The organism is Streptomyces sp. H27-H5 (genome assembly GCF_026627505.1).
Lineage (GTDB): Bacteria > Actinomycetota > Actinomycetes > Streptomycetales > Streptomycetaceae > Streptomyces.
In genome coordinates, this window is record NZ_JAPNLK010000089.1 from 1 (window position 1) to 16167 (window position 16167).

14 protein-coding genes are annotated in these 16167 nt (G+C 72.1%); 6 read left to right on the forward strand and 8 right to left on the reverse strand.

Features of this window, described 5'->3' with window-relative positions; translation table 11 throughout:
* Nucleotides 1–112 precede the first annotated feature (112 nt).
* On the reverse strand, nt 113–979 hold the full coding sequence (locus OTB19_RS32830) for a helix-turn-helix domain-containing protein (protein WP_267802341.1): 867 nt from the start codon (nt 977–979) through the stop codon (nt 113–115).
* Between the two features lie 197 nt (nt 980–1176).
* Here OTB19_RS32830 and OTB19_RS32835 point away from each other — a divergent pair, with 197 nt between their 5' ends.
* Nucleotides 1177–1635, forward strand: coding sequence for an ATP-binding protein (locus OTB19_RS32835; RefSeq protein ID WP_267802342.1), 459 nt, complete (start codon nt 1177–1179; stop codon nt 1633–1635).
* 99 nt (nt 1636–1734) lie between these two features.
* Here the strand turns inward: OTB19_RS32835 and OTB19_RS32840 are convergent, their stop codons facing one another.
* The 3 genes from OTB19_RS32840 to OTB19_RS32850 form a co-directional block, all read right to left on the reverse strand.
* Nucleotides 1735–3375 carry a transporter gene (locus tag OTB19_RS32840; RefSeq protein ID WP_267802343.1) on the reverse strand — a complete coding sequence of 547 codons (1641 nt, stop codon included), beginning with the start codon at nt 3373–3375 and terminating at the stop codon, nt 1735–1737.
* On the reverse strand, nt 3372–4205 hold the full coding sequence (locus tag OTB19_RS32845; protein WP_267802344.1) for an ABC transporter ATP-binding protein: 834 nt from the start codon (nt 4203–4205) through the stop codon (nt 3372–3374). Before OTB19_RS32845 ends, OTB19_RS32840 begins: the two co-directional genes overlap by 4 nt.
* 171 nt (nt 4206–4376) lie before the next feature.
* The gene (locus OTB19_RS32850) at nt 4377–5054 is read right to left on the reverse strand and encodes a bifunctional DNA primase/polymerase (RefSeq protein WP_420716962.1); all 678 of its coding nucleotides are present in this window, start codon (nt 5052–5054) and stop codon (nt 4377–4379) included.
* Between the two features lie 216 nt (nt 5055–5270).
* Here OTB19_RS32850 and OTB19_RS32855 point away from each other — a divergent pair, with 216 nt between their 5' ends.
* Both OTB19_RS32855 and OTB19_RS32860 read left to right on the forward strand, forming a co-directional pair.
* Complete coding sequence (locus OTB19_RS32855) at nt 5271–6653, forward strand: transcriptional regulator (protein ID WP_267802345.1); 1383 nt, start codon at nt 5271–5273, stop codon at nt 6651–6653.
* Between the two features lie 127 nt (nt 6654–6780).
* Nucleotides 6781–8442 carry a hypothetical protein gene (locus tag OTB19_RS32860; protein WP_267802346.1) on the forward strand — a complete coding sequence of 554 codons (1662 nt, stop codon included), beginning with the start codon at nt 6781–6783 and terminating at the stop codon, nt 8440–8442.
* A 39-nt stretch (nt 8443–8481) separates the two neighbouring features.
* Here OTB19_RS32860 and OTB19_RS32865 read toward each other — a convergent pair whose 3' ends face one another.
* Nucleotides 8482–9756, reverse strand: coding sequence for an ABC transporter substrate-binding protein (locus OTB19_RS32865; RefSeq protein ID WP_267802347.1), 1275 nt, complete (start codon nt 9754–9756; stop codon nt 8482–8484).
* Nucleotides 9757–9954: 198 nt separating this feature from the next.
* On the opposite strand from OTB19_RS32865, the gene OTB19_RS32870 reads away from it, so the two are divergent.
* Nucleotides 9955–10401, forward strand: a complete 447-nt coding sequence (locus tag OTB19_RS32870) for an SCO4402 family protein (protein ID WP_053680990.1) — start codon at nt 9955–9957, stop codon at nt 10399–10401.
* 14 nt (nt 10402–10415) lie between these two features.
* The gene (purU, locus tag OTB19_RS32875) at nt 10416–11288 is read left to right on the forward strand and encodes a formyltetrahydrofolate deformylase (protein ID WP_267802348.1); all 873 of its coding nucleotides are present in this window, start codon (nt 10416–10418) and stop codon (nt 11286–11288) included.
* 95 nt (nt 11289–11383) lie between these two features.
* On the opposite strand, the gene OTB19_RS32880 is transcribed toward purU, so the two are convergent.
* Nucleotides 11384–12778 carry a zf-HC2 domain-containing protein gene (locus tag OTB19_RS32880; RefSeq protein ID WP_267802349.1) on the reverse strand — a complete coding sequence of 465 codons (1395 nt, stop codon included), beginning with the start codon at nt 12776–12778 and terminating at the stop codon, nt 11384–11386.
* Nucleotides 12775–13353, reverse strand: coding sequence for a sigma-70 family RNA polymerase sigma factor (locus tag OTB19_RS32885; protein WP_267802350.1), 579 nt, complete (start codon nt 13351–13353; stop codon nt 12775–12777). The genes OTB19_RS32880 and OTB19_RS32885 overlap by 4 nt, the downstream gene beginning before the upstream one ends.
* 336 nt (nt 13354–13689) lie before the next feature.
* Between OTB19_RS32885 and OTB19_RS32890 the strand changes: the two genes are divergently transcribed.
* Nucleotides 13690–14211, forward strand: coding sequence for an EF-hand domain-containing protein (locus tag OTB19_RS32890; protein ID WP_267802351.1), 522 nt, complete (start codon nt 13690–13692; stop codon nt 14209–14211).
* 228 nt (nt 14212–14439) lie between these two features.
* On the opposite strand, the gene OTB19_RS32895 is transcribed toward OTB19_RS32890, so the two are convergent.
* Nucleotides 14440–16104: an AMP-binding protein gene (locus OTB19_RS32895; protein ID WP_267802352.1), complete on the reverse strand. Its 1665-nt coding sequence runs from the start codon at nt 16102–16104 to the stop codon at nt 14440–14442.
* Nucleotides 16105–16167: the final 63 nt, after the last annotated feature.

A 16167-nucleotide genomic window follows, 5' to 3' on the forward strand; every position in this document is an offset into this window, starting at 1 on the left:
CCCAGGCCCTGCTCTCGCTTGCCCGCCGCCGGGTCGACGTGCTCTGGGCGATGCTGCGTGACAAGAGGCTGTTCACCTCCGCCCCGCCAGTCACGCAGGCGGCTTGACACGATCATTGAGATTCCTTTCGCAGGTGTCGGGCGATGTCGGCGATCAGGTCTCGCGTGTGATCCGGGGGTAGGGACACCGCTTCGATGCGTTCGAAGAGGAGCCGATACTTGGCGAGTTGGGACTCGGCGTCCAAGAACACCACGCCGTGTGACTGATCCAGTTGTACGGAGTCCAGCTGGGGTACCCGCCCGTGCGCGTAGTAGAACGACTGCCCGGACCCCGGAACCGCTCCGGCCGAGAACGGAATGGCGCGGATGGTCACGTGCTCCCGCTCGCCCATGTCGAGCAGGTGTCGCAACTGGGCCTGTGCGATGGCCGGCCCGCCCACGGCGATGCGGAGCCCGGCCTCGTGAATGATCGCCTGGTAGGGCGTCGGCGTGTCCCCGAACAGGATCCGCTGACGTTTCACGCGGAACGAGACGCGATGTTCGACGTCCGGTGGTGACAGGGCCGGGACGGCCTGCCGGAAGATCTCGCGGGCGTGCTCGGGAGTCTGGAGCAGACCGGGCACGTGCATGGTGATCGAGTCACGCAACCCCTGTGCGTGATGCTCCAGTTCGGCGAGGTCCAGCCAGCCGGCCGGAAGCAGTTCACGATATTCCTCCCACCAGCCGCCCTTGCGCTCACCGGTCATCGCGACCAGTGCCTCGATCAACCCGGTGTCCGCGCAGTCGTAGTGGCACGCCAGTGTGCGCACCCGCTCGGGGCTCACACCGAAGCGGGCCGCCTCCATGTTGCTGACCTGGTTCGGCTTGATGCCGAGCAAGCCGGCGGCTTCGGCCGAGGACAGTCCGGCACGCTCGCGCATCCTGCGCAGCTCGGCTGCGAAGCGCAGTTGACGCGCGGTGGGGCTGCTACGCATGGGCATCGTGCGTTCCTCCGCGAGGAAGTGTCACCCACACGAGTGGGCGGAGAGTGCATTCAGCGAGAACCGCCTAAATACTTAAGCGGAGTCCCTATCGTGGTGGCAGGCCACCGCCCGGAAGTACCCCGCTCGACGGAGCGACCTGGTCACCGGGCACCGCACGTACACGGTCCAACTGTCCTCCTTGATCGGAGACTTCCATGTACACCACCGTAACTCCGTCCTGGGCCTACACCCTCCGACTTCCCCACGATCCGCGGTCCGCCGGCATCGCCCGCAGTACCCTGCGCGCCGTGCTGCGGGGCCACGGGATGACCCGGCTGACCGACACCGCCGAGCTGTTGACCAGCGAGCTGGTCTCCAACGCCTACCGGCACTCCCGCGGCCCCTGCGCGCTCCGGGTCCGCGCGATGGCCCCCGAACGGGTCCGGGTCGGCGTCTGGGACACCAACCCGGCCATCCCGGCGCCCTTCACGGAGGCGCCCGCCCCGCCCGGCCCCGACGCCGAGGATGCCGACGACACCGACACCGACACCGACACCGCCGCCGAGGACGGGCGCGGGCTGCTCCTCGTACGGCTCTGCGCGGAGCGCTACGGCGCGTACCGGCTCGACGGCGTGCACCGCGGCAAGCTGCTCTGGGTCGAGTGCGGACCCTAGTCCGACAGGCCCCGGTGCCTCGCCGCCCGCCACCCCGCCCGCACGCCGAAGGCCCCGTCCGGCGGACCGGGCGGGGCCTTCGAAGTGGGGAGCGGCGCGTCAGCCCTTGCTGACCGCCACGAGGATCTCCGGGAGCTTGCGGGACACCGCGGGGGCGGCGATGCGCAGACCGGCCCAGGTGGTCAGCGTGCCCCAGACGATGCCCAGCGGCAGCAGGATCCAGGTCAGGGACTGCCGGTCCGTCACCCCGAGGTAGATCGTCAGGGCGATCATCGGCGCACAGATCACGGCCGAGACCAGCATGCCGCCGAAGATCCCCATCCAGGCCAGGCCGGCCTGGCCCGGGACGACGTTCTTGAAGGCGCCGTCCGTCGGGATGGAGTACGGGAAGTGCGCCGAGGCCAGCGAGCCCGTGCACATCATCGAACCCACCAGCGCCAGGCACATGCCCAGACCGGCCGGGAAGACGTCCCAGTCGCCGAGCAGCCCGGCGGTGACGGCCGTGACCAGCACCGTGTACGGGACGGTGATCAGGGCCAGCGCGTAGGCGCGGGCCCGGAGTTCGACGAACGCGTCGCGCGGGGACGAGATGGTCTGGGCGACCATCCAGAACGCCGAGGTGTCCTGCCCGAACTGGTTGTACATCTGGACGCCGAGCATGCCCGCGCCGAAGCAGGCGAGGTACACGGAGCCGGTGCCCTGGAGGGCGTTGAAGACCGGCACGATCAGGCCGATGGCCAGCGCCGACGCCCAGGACGCCTTCGTCTTCGGGTCGCGGACCGCGTAGCGCAGGCTGCGCCGCATGACCGCGCCCGTGCGGCCCGCCGGGAGGAACGCCCAGACCCCGCCGTCGCCCCGGTCCTTCTGCGGCTCGGCCGCCGCGATGGTGGAGCCGTCCGGGGTCACCATCAGCCGGGTCAGGCTGCGCTCCCAGAACCAGAGCAGCGCGGCCAGGGCCACCAGCGTGAGGACGAGTTGGGCGGCGGCCACCGCGTAGTCGCCGTCGCTCACCGAGTCGACCATCCCGACCGCCGTCGCCGGCGGCAGCCAGCGCACCACGGCCTCGACCGGCTCCAACTGCGTCAGGCCCCCGGCCTGGAACAGCCGCTGGCTCGCGAAGTTCACCACCTGCGCGCCGATCGCGATCAGCAGGCCGCTGAGCACGGCCAGGTCGCGTCCCTTGCGGCTGGACAGGAGCTGCACGTTGGCCGTCGCCACCGCGCGGGCCAGCGCGACGCAGCCGAGGAGCAGCAGCGGGACGGACACCACGGCGGCCACCACTCCCGCGACGCCCCGCGCGACCGCGACCACCGAGCCCACGGCCAGGCAGAGCGTGAACAGGGGGCCGATGCCCACCAACGAGGCGGCCAGCAGGGCCCGTACGAGCGGCCGCGGGCGCAGCGGCAGCATGACCAGCCGGCTCGGGTCGAGGGTCTCGTCGCCGGTCGGGAAGAACAGCGGCATGAAGGCCCAGCCGAGCGCCAGGATCGCCGCGAGCAGCACCACGACGGTGCCGGCGTGCGGGTGTCCGTGCAGCAGGGACAGGCCCAGCGTCATGAAGAAGGCGACGACCAGCGCGAAGACGAGGCTGGAGATCCAGACGGCCTTGCGCTTCGAGGAGCCCTTGAGGCCGTTCTTCAGCAGGGACAGCTTGAGCCGGACGAACAGCGGGGTCAGGGAGACGGCGGGCGTCGCCGCGGGAGTGGTGGGGGCGGTGACGGAGGCGGTGGTGGCGGTCATCGGGCGCCGCCGAGCCAGTCCAGGGAGTCTCCGGTGGCGCGGTCCTGGGCGCCGACGAGTCCGAGGAAGGCGCTCTGGAGGGACGGCGCGTCACCCCGTACGTCGGCCAGCGGGCCCGCGGCGCGGATCTGGCCCGCGACCATGACGGCCACCCAGTCGCACAGCGACTCGACCAGTTCCATCACGTGCGAGGAGAAGATCACGGTGGCGCCGGAGGCGGTGTAGCGCTCCAGCACGCCCCGGATGGTCTGCGCCGACACCGGGTCCACCCCCTCGAACGGCTCGTCCAGGAAGAGCACTTCGGGGTTGTGCAGCAGCGCGGCCGCGAGACCGATCTTCTTCCGCATGCCCGTCGAGTAGTCCACGACCAGCTTGTGCTGCGAGCCGGCGAGGTCCAGGACCTCCAGCAGCTGCGTCGCCCGCTTGTCGGTCTCCTCGCCCGGCAGGCCGCGCAACCGGCCCATGTAGCCGAGGAGTTCGCGCCCGGAGAGACGCTCGAACAGTCGCAGCCCCTCCGGGAGTACGCCGATCCGCGACTTCACCTCGACGGGATCGGCCCAGACGTCGTGCCCCGCGACGAGGACGCGGCCCGCGTCGGGTCGCAGCAGGCCCGTGATCATCGACAGGGTGGTGGTCTTGCCCGCGCCGTTGGGGCCGACGAGCCCGATGAACCGGCCCGCCGGGATCTCCAGATCGATGCCGGAGACGGCCACCTGCTCGCCGAACCGCTTCCACAGTCCCTCGATGCGTACGGCGGCGGACGGCGCGGATCGCACGCCACCCGTCCCGCCGTCCGTCGTGCTCGTCGTGGCGTCAGCCTGGTCGGGCATGCGCGTGCCTCTCGTTCCGTTCCCCGTGGTCGTACGTCTTCACCATAGGAGGAGGGGGAGAGGCGGCAGCGGTTACTTATGTCATGAACTTCTCGAAGGATTCGTCATACCGATCGGTCCTACCCGATCGGTCCTGTCGAGCGGTGCCGCCGGCATGTCGTGCCGGTCCGTTCAGGCGGTGCGCAGGTCCCGGGCGTGGCTGCCGCAGGCGTACGCGAGGGCGTCGATCAGTTCCTCGGTGTCCGGCAGCCACCGGTTGGCGGGCGTGGGCTTGCGGGCCCACTGCACCGAGCCCCGGCCGCCGAAGCGGGTGGGCGGCGCGGCCACGTACTCGCCCTCGCCCCGGGCGGCCAGGTCGATCGCGGCGGGCGACCAGCCCGACTTCCGTACGAGGTCCGGCATCTTCGCGCCGGCGCCCGGCAGGACGAAGAAGAGCATCCGGTGGTCGGGGGTGAGGGCGACCGGGCCGAGGGTGCGCTGCATGCGCTCCAGCCGGGCCAGCGCCAGGAAGCCGGCGGAGTCCGGCACGTCCAGCGCGTCGAACGTGCGCCCCGTCGGCATCAGGATCGAGGCCCCGGGCTGCTTCGCCCAGATCCGCCGGACTTGCACCGCGCTCCCGGTGGCCTGTGCGGCCCAGTCCTTCACCGTCGGGTGGGCGCCGGGCGCCGCGCAGTCCGGGGTCCCGCAGGAGCAGATCTCCCGGCCGTCGGCCGCCTCCAACCAGGTGCCGGGGAAGACATCCCAGTGCCGTTCTTCCGTGTACCGCACGGCATGGTCCAGCAACTGCTCGCCGCGCTGCTTGGGGATGGGTGCGGTCTCCGTGACTCCGATGGTCTCTTCCACGCCCATCACAACTCTCGCGATCACCGGGGGTTACGGGCGTACACCGGCCCGTGGGCGGAGCATCGATCCTGCATACGGGGCGCACCGGTGCATGGGCGGGGGCGCGTGGGAGGTCGGGGCGCGGTCCGTGGGTAGCCACACACCGCAGAGGGGAAGATTCTCCGCACATCAGGCGGGAAGTGATCATTCCTACGCTCTCCCGCGGCTTCAGGGGGTTTTTTCATGGCAGCCAGGCCTCTCGTCGCCCGCCAACCGAACGAACGGTTGCAGGCGCTCATCCAGGAAGCCGGGTGCTCCAACGCCGGGCTCGCCCGGCGCGTGAACATGTGCGGGGCCGAGCACGGCCTCGATCTCCGCTACGACAAGACCTCCGTGGCCCGATGGCTGCGCGGCCAACAACCGCGCGGTCGGGCGCCCGGCATCATCGCCGAGGCGCTCGGCCGCAAACTCGGCCGGACCGTCACCATCGACGAGATCGGCATGGCCAACGGCAAGAACCTCGCCTCCGGCGTCGGCCTGCAGTTCTCCCCGACCGTGATCGGTGCCATCGAGCAGGTCTGCGAGCTGTGGCGCAGCGACGTCGGCCGGCGCGACTTCCTCTCCGGATCGAGCGTGGCGGCGTCCGCGCTCGTCGAACCCAGCCGCGACTGGCTGATCACCGGCGCCGACCCGCAGGTGGCCCGCAGCGGCGGCTCGCGCGTCGGGATGTCCGACGTGGACGCCGTACGGGCGACCACCGAGGCGCTCAAGGAACTCGACCACCGCTTCGGCAGCGGGCACGTGCGGCCCGTCGTCGTGCACTACCTCAACTCCGTGGTGTCCGGGCTGATCGGCGGGTCCTACCGGGAACCGGTCGGGCGGGCGCTGTTCGCGGAGGTGGCGCGGCTGACGGAACTCGCGGGCTACATGGCGGTGGACACCGGCCAGCCCGGCCTGGCCCAGCGCTACTACATCCAGGCGCTGCGCCTGGCCCAGGCCGCGGGCGACCGCGCGTACGGCGGGTACGTGCTGGCCGCCTCGATGAGCCACCTCGCCGCCGAGCTGGGCAATCCGCGGGAGATCTCGCAGTTGGCGCGGGCCGCCCAGGAAGGCACGCGGGGGCAGGTCACCCCGAGGGTGGAGGCCATGTTCTACGCGGCCGAGGCGCGCGGGCACGCGCTGATGGGCGACACCCGGGCCACGGCGGTGCTGTCCGGGCGGGCCGTGACGGCACTGGAACGGGCGGAGCCGGAGACGGGCGACGACCCTTCCTGGATCCGGCACTTCGACCAGTCCTACCTGGCGGACGAACTGGCGCACTGCCACCGGGACCTGGGGCAGGCCGACGCGGCGGCCAGGCGCGCGGAGGAGGCGTTGCGAGGGCTTCCGGAGACCAAGGCCCGCCGCCGGGCCATCGGCATGCTGCTGCTGGCGGCGGCGCAGGTGCAGCAGCGGGAGGTGGAACAGGCCTGCCAGACGGCGGCGAAGGCCGCCGATCTCCTGGGGTCGCTGCGGTCGCGGCGCGGAATGGAGTACCTGGAGGACTTCCGGACGAGGCTGGAGCCGTACCGCGACGAGGCCTCGGTACGGGAATTCGGGGCCCGGCCGGCGGTGCAACCCGCCTGAGGGAATCGGCCCCGGGCGGGGTGGGTGACGTGGAAGGTTCGGGTGGGCCTGCCGATGACGGCGGATGACCGGGTAGCGTGACCCGACGGTTCCGTAGGTTCGGACAAGTCGGAGAAGGAGTCTCCCGGTGACGCAGAACGGACGAGGGGGCGCCCCCCGGTCAGGGGCGCCGTGGGGTCCGGATCCGGCATATCCGGGGCAGCCGGAGTACCGGGAACAGGACGACTACGCGCTTCAGGACCCGGAGCCCCAGCAGGGACAGGAGCCCCCGCGGCAGCCCGGCCCGCCCCAGGCCCCACCGCCCCAGGCCCCGCAGCAGCAGTACCAGGACTACCAGGGGTACCAGCAGCCCCAGCAGTACCAGGGGTACCCGCAGCAGGGGCAGCAGTACGGGCAGGAGGGGTACGGGCAGGAGCAGTACCCGCGGCAGTACGAGCAGCAGCAGCCCGGACCCGCCTACGGCTACCCGCCGCAGGAGGAGCCGGGGCAGCGGGGCGGGGAGCCCGGGTACGGCTACCCGCCGCCGCTGCACGAGGCCGCGACGCAGTACATCCCGCCCGTTCCCGTCTCGGGTGAGGACGCGACGCAGTACATCCCGCCCGTTCCCGTCTCGGGTGAGGACGCGACGCAGTACATCCCGCCCGTTCCCGTCTCGGGTGAGGACGCGACGCAGTACATACCGCACATACCGCCGGTCCCCTCGGGCCCGGCCGCGCCCGCGCACGCCGAGGCCGCCACCCAGTTCATCCCGCCGGTCCCCGCCGGGCCGGGTGCCGGGCCGGGTGCCGGTCCGGGGCAGGGTCCCGGTGCGGGTGAGGCCGCGACGCAGTACATACCGCCGGTCCCCTCGGGCCCGGGCACGCCCGCGCACGCCGAGGCCGCCACCCAGTTCATCCCGCCCGTACCGCCCGGGCCGGGGCCCAACGCCGCCGAGGGCTTCGACGGGCTGTTCCGCGGCGACGACGAGACCGCCGGGCACACGCAGCACATGCCGCCGATCCAGGAGCCGGTGCTGCGACAGCAGCCGCCCCGGGCCCGTCCGCCGCGCGGGCAGGGCCCGGCGGGTCCCGGTCGCCCGATGCCGCCGGGGTACCAGGATCAGCCGCATCAGCCCCAGCCCCAGTACGCCCCGCCGCCCCCGCCGCCGGCCGGTCGCAAGGTGTCGCCGGCGGTGATCGCCGCCGTGATCACGGGCCTCGTGGTGGTCGGACTCGGCGTCGGCGCGCTGTTGTCGGACGGCAAGGCGCAGAACACGGACCCGGGCGCGGAGCCCGCCGCCCCGACCGGCACCGGCGGGTCGGCCGCGGCGGTCGGGCAGGCTCCGGTCGACCCGGCCCGCCCCCAGGCCGTACAGCTCGACAAGCTGCTCGCCGAGAGCAACGACAGCCGGGCCGCCGTGATCAAGGCGGTCGATGACATCAAGGGCTGCGCCAACCTCGGCCAGGCCGCCGACGACCTGCGCGCCGCGGCCCTCCAGCGCGAGCAGCTGGTGACCAAGCTCCAGGACCTCAAGATGGACAAGCTGCCGAACCACGTGAAGCTCGCGGCCTCCCTCACCAAGGCCTGGAACGCCTCGGCGGCGGCCGACAACAGCTACGCGGCCTGGGCGGACGACGTGGACCACGACAAGGGCAACTGCAAGGACGGCAAGGCCAAGACCACCCCCAACGCCGGCAAGGCCAACGCGTCGAGCGGCGAGGCGACGAGGGCCAAGCAGTCGGCCGCGACCATGTGGAACTCGATCGCGGGCAAGTACGAGCTCACCAAGCGGGACAAGTCGCAGCTCTAGGTCGTCTCTTTCGATCAGGAAGAGACGACCTGGCCCGGATCAGGTCGGGCGGGGGGCCTGCTCCAGCGTCGAGGTCATGTCCAGGGTCTGTTCGCCGGGCTGGGCGACGAGCCGGCCCGACCGGACGATCTGGAAGGTGACCCGGCCGTTCGAGATCCGGGGGAAGCCGGCGACGGCCCGCAGGTCCTGGTAGCGCCAGCTCAGGTCGGGGGTGAGACCGCCGGTCTCGACGTTCTCGGCCTGGTTGAGGGCGCGGGTGAGCCGGCGCGCGGTGATGTCCTCGCCCCGGTCCAGGCGGCGCACCATCTCGTTCAGCACGGTGTACGCGATCCAGGTGGTCTGCGCGCCGCTGTCGTCGGGGTCGAGGGTGTCGTCGCCGAAGGCCTGCTCGGAGATGACCTTGCGCATCGGCTCCCACAGCGGATCGGTGGACACCGGGTACCAACTGGTCAGGTAGGCGCCCTCGAAGGGGCTCTCCTTGCCGCCGGTGCGGTCCACCAGGGACTGGCTGACGCTGCCGAGCACGGAGGAGATCTGCGCCTTCGCGTGCCGGCCGTCGGAGCGGCGGAAGGCGTCGAAGAAGGTCTCGGTGCGCTCGCCGAGCACGGCCGCGACGCAACTGCGCTCCTTGCCGGTGGAGACGTTGGCGAGCGCCTCGCGGGCCTGCGGGGCGAAGTCCGCGGAGTCCTCGGCCGCCCGGATGTCGGCGGCCTCGGGCACGTTGTTGGCCTTGAGCCCGGCGTTGAGCAGCACCGGCAGGGCGTCGCCGGCGAGGGTGTCGGGACGGACCAGGGACACCTTGGAGCAGGCGCGGCCCAGTTGGTGGCCGGCGCCGGCGAGCAGGACGGGCTGACCGCCGTTGACGGGGTAGGACAGGGGGCTCTGGAACTCCTCGGAGGAGACCCCGTACCCGCCGATGAAGGGGATGCCCTCGGCCTCCAGGGGGGCCATGTAGGCGCGGCCGTGCTGGCTGTACGAGCCGACGACCGCGACGGCCTTCTCAGCGATGGCCTCGCGCGCGCAGTCGGCGGCGCCGGTGGGGGTGTTCTTCTCGTTGCAGGTCAGGACGCGCAGCTTGTGGCCGTTGATGCCGCCTTTGGCGTTCACCCAGCGTTCGTACGCCTTGGCCATCCCGGTCATTCCCGGCATGTTGGTCGCTTTGGTGCCGATCGGGGCGAACGTCATGACCGTGAGGGTGCCCCCGGAGTCCCCCGCGTCCCCGGGGAGCGTCCCGCAGCCCGCGACGAGACACGCGCCCATCGCCGTGGCCAGGAAGGTGCGGGTGAAGGTCGCCGTGCGTCGCCGATTGGTCATGTCCACGCACCATTCCGCCTCACGGGGAACTGGAGAGTGAGGTGTACACAACATTCGGTGACGCCCGGGTGAATTGGCGGGGCAGCCTCGCACGCCCGGGCGCCTCAAGATCGCAGGTGGGGGGAACGTACGATCGAAAGCGTGACATTCGCCCAAGGTTCGAAGAACTCTTCCCGCCGCGGCGGCCGCTCCTCCACCATGGGCGGCATGCCCCTCAACGACATGCCGTGGTGGCGCTGGCGCGCCAATGTGCGCTCGGCGCTGCACATGCTCTCCGACCCGGCCTTCCAGGAAGAGGTCTGGTCGACCGGCGTCGAAGGCTACGGCGACGTCACCGACGCCGTGTACCGGCTCGTCGAGGACACCTGGCTCGACAGCTGGTCCGCCGAGAAGTACGTCGGCACGATCTTCCGCGACTCCGCCGAGGCGGCCGTCGTGGACCTCGCCGTGCTGCGCGTGCTGCGGATCCTCCACCAGGTCGGACCGGACGCGCCCGTGTCGACGTACCTGGAACACCACGCCTGGCCCGAGGCGGTACGCGCCGCCCGCGAGGCCCACGTACGGCTCGCCGCGGCGGACGCGGACGACCCCGACGTACCGCCGACGTCGCTCGACGTACTGAGGATCCTCACCCGCGCGGTGTGAAAGGCTGTGGGGTCATGAGCGCAGACCCGCAGCAGCAGCCCCAGCAGTACGTCCTGACCCTGTCCTGCCCGGACAAGCAGGGCATTGTGCACGCCGTGTCGAGCTACCTGTTCATGACCGGATGCAACATCGAGGACAGCCGGCAGTTCGGCGACCGTGACACCGGTCTCTTTTTCATGCGGGTGCACTTCACGGCGGACTCGCCCGTCACGGTGGACAAGCTGCGGGCCAGCTTCACCGCGATCGGGGACTCCTTCCGGATGGACTGGCAGATCCACCGCTCCGACGAGCGCATGCGGATCGTCCTGATGGTGTCCAAGTTCGGCCACTGCCTCAACGACCTGCTCTTCCGGTCCAGCATCGGGGCGCTGCCGGTCGAGATCGCGGCCGTCGTCTCGAACCACACCGACTTCGCCGAGCTGGTCGGCTCGTACAACGTGCCGTTCGTGCACATCCCGGTGACGAAGGACACGAAGGCGGCCGCCGAGGCGGAACTCCTGGAGCTGGTCCGCACCGAGCGCGTCGACCTGGTCGTCCTCGCGCGGTACATGCAGGTGCTGTCCGACACCCTGTGCAAGGAGCTGAGCGGGCGGATCATCAACATCCACCACTCGTTCCTGCCGAGCTTCAAGGGCGCCAAGCCCTACCACCAGGCGCACGCCCGGGGCGTGAAGCTGATCGGCGCGACCGCGCACTACGTGACGGCCGACCTCGACGAGGGGCCGATCATCGAGCAGGAGGTCGAGCGGGTGGGCCACGAGGTCACGCCGGACCAGTTGGTGGCCATCGGCCGGGACGTGGAGTGCCAGGCGCTGGCGCGGGCCGTGAAGTGGCACAGCGAGCACCGCGTCCTCCTGAACGGCACCCGCACGGTCGTCTTCGCCTGACCCCTGCCGGGGGCTTCCCCGCACCGATCCGGCCCGGCCATTTCAGCCTCGCCGGCGTTTGAGGCGCGGGTCCGGGTTTCGAAGGCCGGCGGAGCCTATAGGCGGCTGAGGGACGCCGCCGCCGTGAGGACGTCGCGGATCGCCTCGCGGTCGCCGTGTTGTCCGGCGGCCGCCTCCTCCGGGGAGATGTGCCCCGCGGCCAGCTGGCAGAACTCGGTGCCCTCCAGGGCGACGTGCGCGACGGTGTGCTCCGCCGACGGCTTCGCCGCAGGCGAGTCCAGCGCGATGTCCCAGCCGCCGCCGCCCGCTCCCTCGATCTCCAGGTGCAGGGTCCGGCCGGGCGCCCCCGCCGCGACCAGTCCGCGCGCCGGCGCCGCCAGCCCGGCCCGCCGCCGTTCGGCCAGCGCTCCCGGCAGCAGGCGCGCCGCGAGGTCGATCATCTGGTGCAGGTGCGGTCCGGACGGCGCCTCGTACGGGTAGTCCACGGCCTCCGCGATGTCCCAGGCGTGCACCCAGCACTCGAAGGCCCGCTCCAGGAACGCGTCCCCGAGGGGCAGCGCGAAGTGCCCGTAGTCCACGGCCAGCTCGGCGACGCCGCGGCCGGCGAAGGACACCGTACGGATCAGGGTGTGCCCCTGTTCCCGCCACGGCTCGCGGACCTGGCGGGTCGCCGGGTGGGGGTGGGAGTTCCAGAAGTGCTCCGTACGGTCCGTCGGGCCGCCCGGCGGCGCCTGCGGACCCAGCGGGTCGTCCAGCCCGAGGGCCGCCGCGACGAGTCCGTCGACCGTCAGGAGATGCCCGATCACCCCGGCGACCGTGGTCCGGCGCGTCTGCCGCCGCTCCTCCTCGAACCACTTGAGCCGTACCGGGGTGTGCCACTCCGCGTCGCCGAAGTCCCGCAGCAGCGCGTCGAGCCGCGCGGTCTCGGTGTCGTACGGCGTCGCCCACGTCGGTACCGGAATGCGGGCCGGGCGCCTGCCCAGGCAGTCCTCCAACACCCGCGACCGCAACAGCGGTTTGAGGTCGAGGGTCTCCTCGGGCTGCAACAGGCCCACGGCGTCCCGCAGCCTCAGGGCCTCCTCGGCGCAGGGCGCGCACTCGGTGAGGTGGTCCTCCACGGCCCGGGTCTCCTCGGCCGAGCAGGCGGCCAGCGCCCAGGCGCCGAGCAGGGACTTCAGCACGGCGTGCGAGGGCGGCGGCCCGGGAACGGCGATGTCCTCCACCGACGGATCGGACACCGGGTCGGACAACGGGTCCGATACCGGTTCCGACACCGGCTCCTGCGACGGCTCACACGACGGCTCGCGCGCCGGCGGTGGCGTCGGATCCGGTGCGGGTTCGGGTGACTCCTGCGGCAGCGGGTCCGGCGCGTGCCGCGGATCGAGGTCGTCGGCGGGCCCGCGGGGGCCTGGTATCCAGGCGGAACCGCTCACGGGCCGCTGGTAGCCGTCGGGGAAGTCGTCGGGGAACTCTTCGGCGGGACCGGTCATCGGGGCGTTCCATATCCGGGCGGGCCGTATCGGGGCGGTGAGGCGCCTTCCCGGGGGAGGACGTTGGCGGTGGACAGCAGTTGCAGCCCGAGCCGCAGCCGGCGGCGCGCCTCGTCCTCGCTGATCTGCAGGTCCGCCGCGGCCTGCCGGTAGTCGCGACGTTTGAAGTACGCGAGTTCCAGGGCGGCCCGCAGGGGCGCGGGCATGGAGGTGACGATGTAGTCCGCGCGGGCCGCGGCGTTGGCGGTGCGCACCTTCTGCTCCAGTTCCTCGCGGGATCCGCGGCCCAGTTCGGCCTGGCGCAGCCGGTCCACGGCCTGGCGCTGGGTGACGCGGGCGACCCAGGAACGCATGGAGCCCTGCTTGGGGTCGTAGGCGTCCGGGTTCTCCCAGATGTAGCCGAACACCTCGCGGGTGATCCGGTCCGCGCCCGTCTCGTCGCCCAGGACGCGGTGGGCCAGGCCGTGGACCAGCGACGCGAACCGGTCGTACAGCTCGCCGAGCGCCGCGGCCTCGCCGCGGGCGAGTCGTTGCTGCATGCGGCGGTCCCAGCGCGGTGGTACGTCCTTCGGCATACTGCCCCCAGCCGTGTGTCGACTCATCGAATGTAGTGGGCACATGGGGGTGTGCGCCTCTTTTGGGGGAAGCCGGTCCCGTGAGCGTGCCCTGCGTGATAGGCCCGTCGCTCGTGGTCGCCGGCGAAAAGTGACTCCGGTACGTGACACCCGTAAGGGCACGCCGAATGGCACACACATGCGCGCCCCGCCGCGCTCCCCGTGCGCGGGTTCGATGCGGCCACCTCCTTGACCGCTTCGCTTAACGCGCAGGCCACGAAGGCCTTACGCTCCTGCCTTGTCTTGAACTGCACCTCAACTGCACCCCATCGCACATGTGAAGGCGGAACGCCGAATATGGACAGCGCAGAATACGAGCGCAAGATCGCCGCCCGATTCGCCACCTTCGACCAGGACGGGTCCGGCTATATCGACCGCGAGGACTTCAGCGCGGCCGCGAAGGCCGTGCTGGCCGAATTCGGTACGACGGCACGCTCGGACAAGGGTCAGGCGGTCTTCGGCGGAGCCGAGGCGTTCTGGCAGGGCATGGCCGGCATCGCGGACGTCGACGGGGACCAGCGGGTCTCCCGCGAGGAGTTCGTGACGGGCGCGGCGAAGCGGCTGCGGGACAACCCACACCGGTTCGCGGAGATCGCCCGACCGTTCCTGCGGGCGGTGATCGCGGTGGCGGACGAGGACGGCGGCGGCGGTGCCACCCCGGCTGCCGCGGCCCGCGTGCTGAGCGTGCTCGGCACCCCCGTCGAGGTGGCCGGGACGGTCGCCGCGGCGCTGGACGCGGACGGTGACGGCCGCATCTCCGAGGACGAGATCCTGGTGGCCTTCGCGGGCTACTGCGGCGTGGAGGCCCCGGACGCCTGACCGGACCCCGGCCTCCCGGGCCCGCCGTCACCGGATCCCGGGCTCGCGCCACCGGGCCCCGACTCCGCGCCACCGGGCCTCGGCCTGACGTGGCGTGGTACCGGCCGCGGGCCGTCGGGCCCGCCCTTCGGGGGAGGGCCGGGTCCGGCGCGGCCGCCTCACGCGCGGCCTCGTCCCGGCCGCGAGCCACCGTGTTCGGCGTCCGCTCGGCGTCCGTTCGGCGTCCGTTCAGGAGTAGCGCTCGCGGAGCCGGTACTTGAGGACCTTGCGCAGGGCGTCGTTGCGGGGGAGCGCGTCCACCACCTCCAACTGCTCCGGGAGCTTGTGGGGGGAGAGCCCCTGGGCGCGGAGATGACCCGTCACGTCCGCCAGCGTCAGGGGGGTCGAGCCGGGGGGTTGTTCGACCACCGCGCAGACGCGTTCGCCGCGCTCGGGGTCCGGGAGGCCGATGACGGCGACGTCCGCGACGGCGGGAAGCTCGTGTAGGAGGTCCTCTATCTCCTTCGCGGAGATGTTCTCGCCCTTGCGGATGATGACGTCCTTGCTGCGTCCGGTGAGCACGAGGTGCCCGTCCGGGGTGAGGTGGCCCAGGTCGCCGGTGACGAGGTAGCCGTCGGCGTCGAAGGCGGCGGCCGACTGGTCGCGGTCCAGGTAGCCCTGGCAGACGGCCTCTCCGCGCAACCGGACCTCGCCGTCCTCGTTCGCGGGGAGCGGTGTCCCGTCGGGTGAGGTGATGCGGATCGACATCGTCGCCGGGGGGCGGCCCTCGGTGGTCGCGAGCCGGTCGGGGGTGTCGTCGGGTGTTCCCATGGTGATCATGGGCACCTCGGTCATGCCGTAGCCGTGGGTCAGTTGGCAGCCGAGTTCGCGGACCACCGCGTGGTAGATCTCCGGGGGCTTGGGGGCGCCGCCGCCCGCCAGGAGGCGGAGGGTGGGGATGAGCCTGCGGTCGGGCCGCTTGCGCTGCTCCGTGAGGAACATGGAGTAGAAGGCGGTCGAGCCGCCCGCGACGGTGACCCCGTGGCGCCGGTACCCGTCCAGTGCGCCGGGCATCGCGAACTTCTCGAACAGGACCGCCGGGAACCCGTACAGCAGCAGCATCACGGTGTAGTCCGGGCCGGCGATGTGGGCGAACGGGAACGCCATCGAACCCACGTCGGCCGGGGTCAGATGCAGGGCGTGGGCCAGGCAGGAGCCGCCGGCCATGAGCGAGCGGTCGGTGTGCAGGACGCCCTTGGGGTCGGAGGTGGTGCCGGAGGTCCAGTAGATCCAGCGCACGTCGGTCCCGGACGCGGGCGGCGGCGGGAGGGTCGAGGGGTCGCCCGCGGGGAGGGAGTCGTAGGCCTCGAAGATCCCGCGGGCGCCGAGCCGCTCGGCCATCGCGGTGTGGTCGAAGCCGCGCCAGACGCCGGGGACCGCGAAGAACTCCGCCTTCGACTCCCTGAGCGCGAAGCCGACCTCCCGGTCGCGGTAGAAGGGGATGACCGGCGACTGGACGGCGCCGAGGCGGGCGAGGGCGACCGAGAGCAGGACCGTCTCGATGCGGGTGGGCAACTGCCAGGCGACGACCGTGCCCGGGCGCACGCCCTTCGCGTACAGACCGGCGGCCACCTCCTCGGAGCGGTCGCGGAGGGCGCCGAAGGTGAGGGAGCGGTCGTCGGCGGGGTCCTCGGCGGCCTCGACGAGGACCGGGGCGTCCGGGGTGAGGGCCGCCCGGCGGTCGACGAGTTCCCATAGGGTCCGGGAGCGGGCGAGTTCGACGGCGAGGGCCGTGGCGGTCGGATCGCCGGTGGTGCCCGGGACCGTACCCGAGGGCGTTCCCGGGGCCGCGCCGCCGTCCGTTCCCGCGCCCGTGCCCCGCCCCGTGCCGCCGTCCGTTCCTGTGCCCGTCATTCCGGACCCCCTTTAACTGACGATGAGTCAGATCCCGCGCAGAGCGTAGGGCGCGGGCGCTTG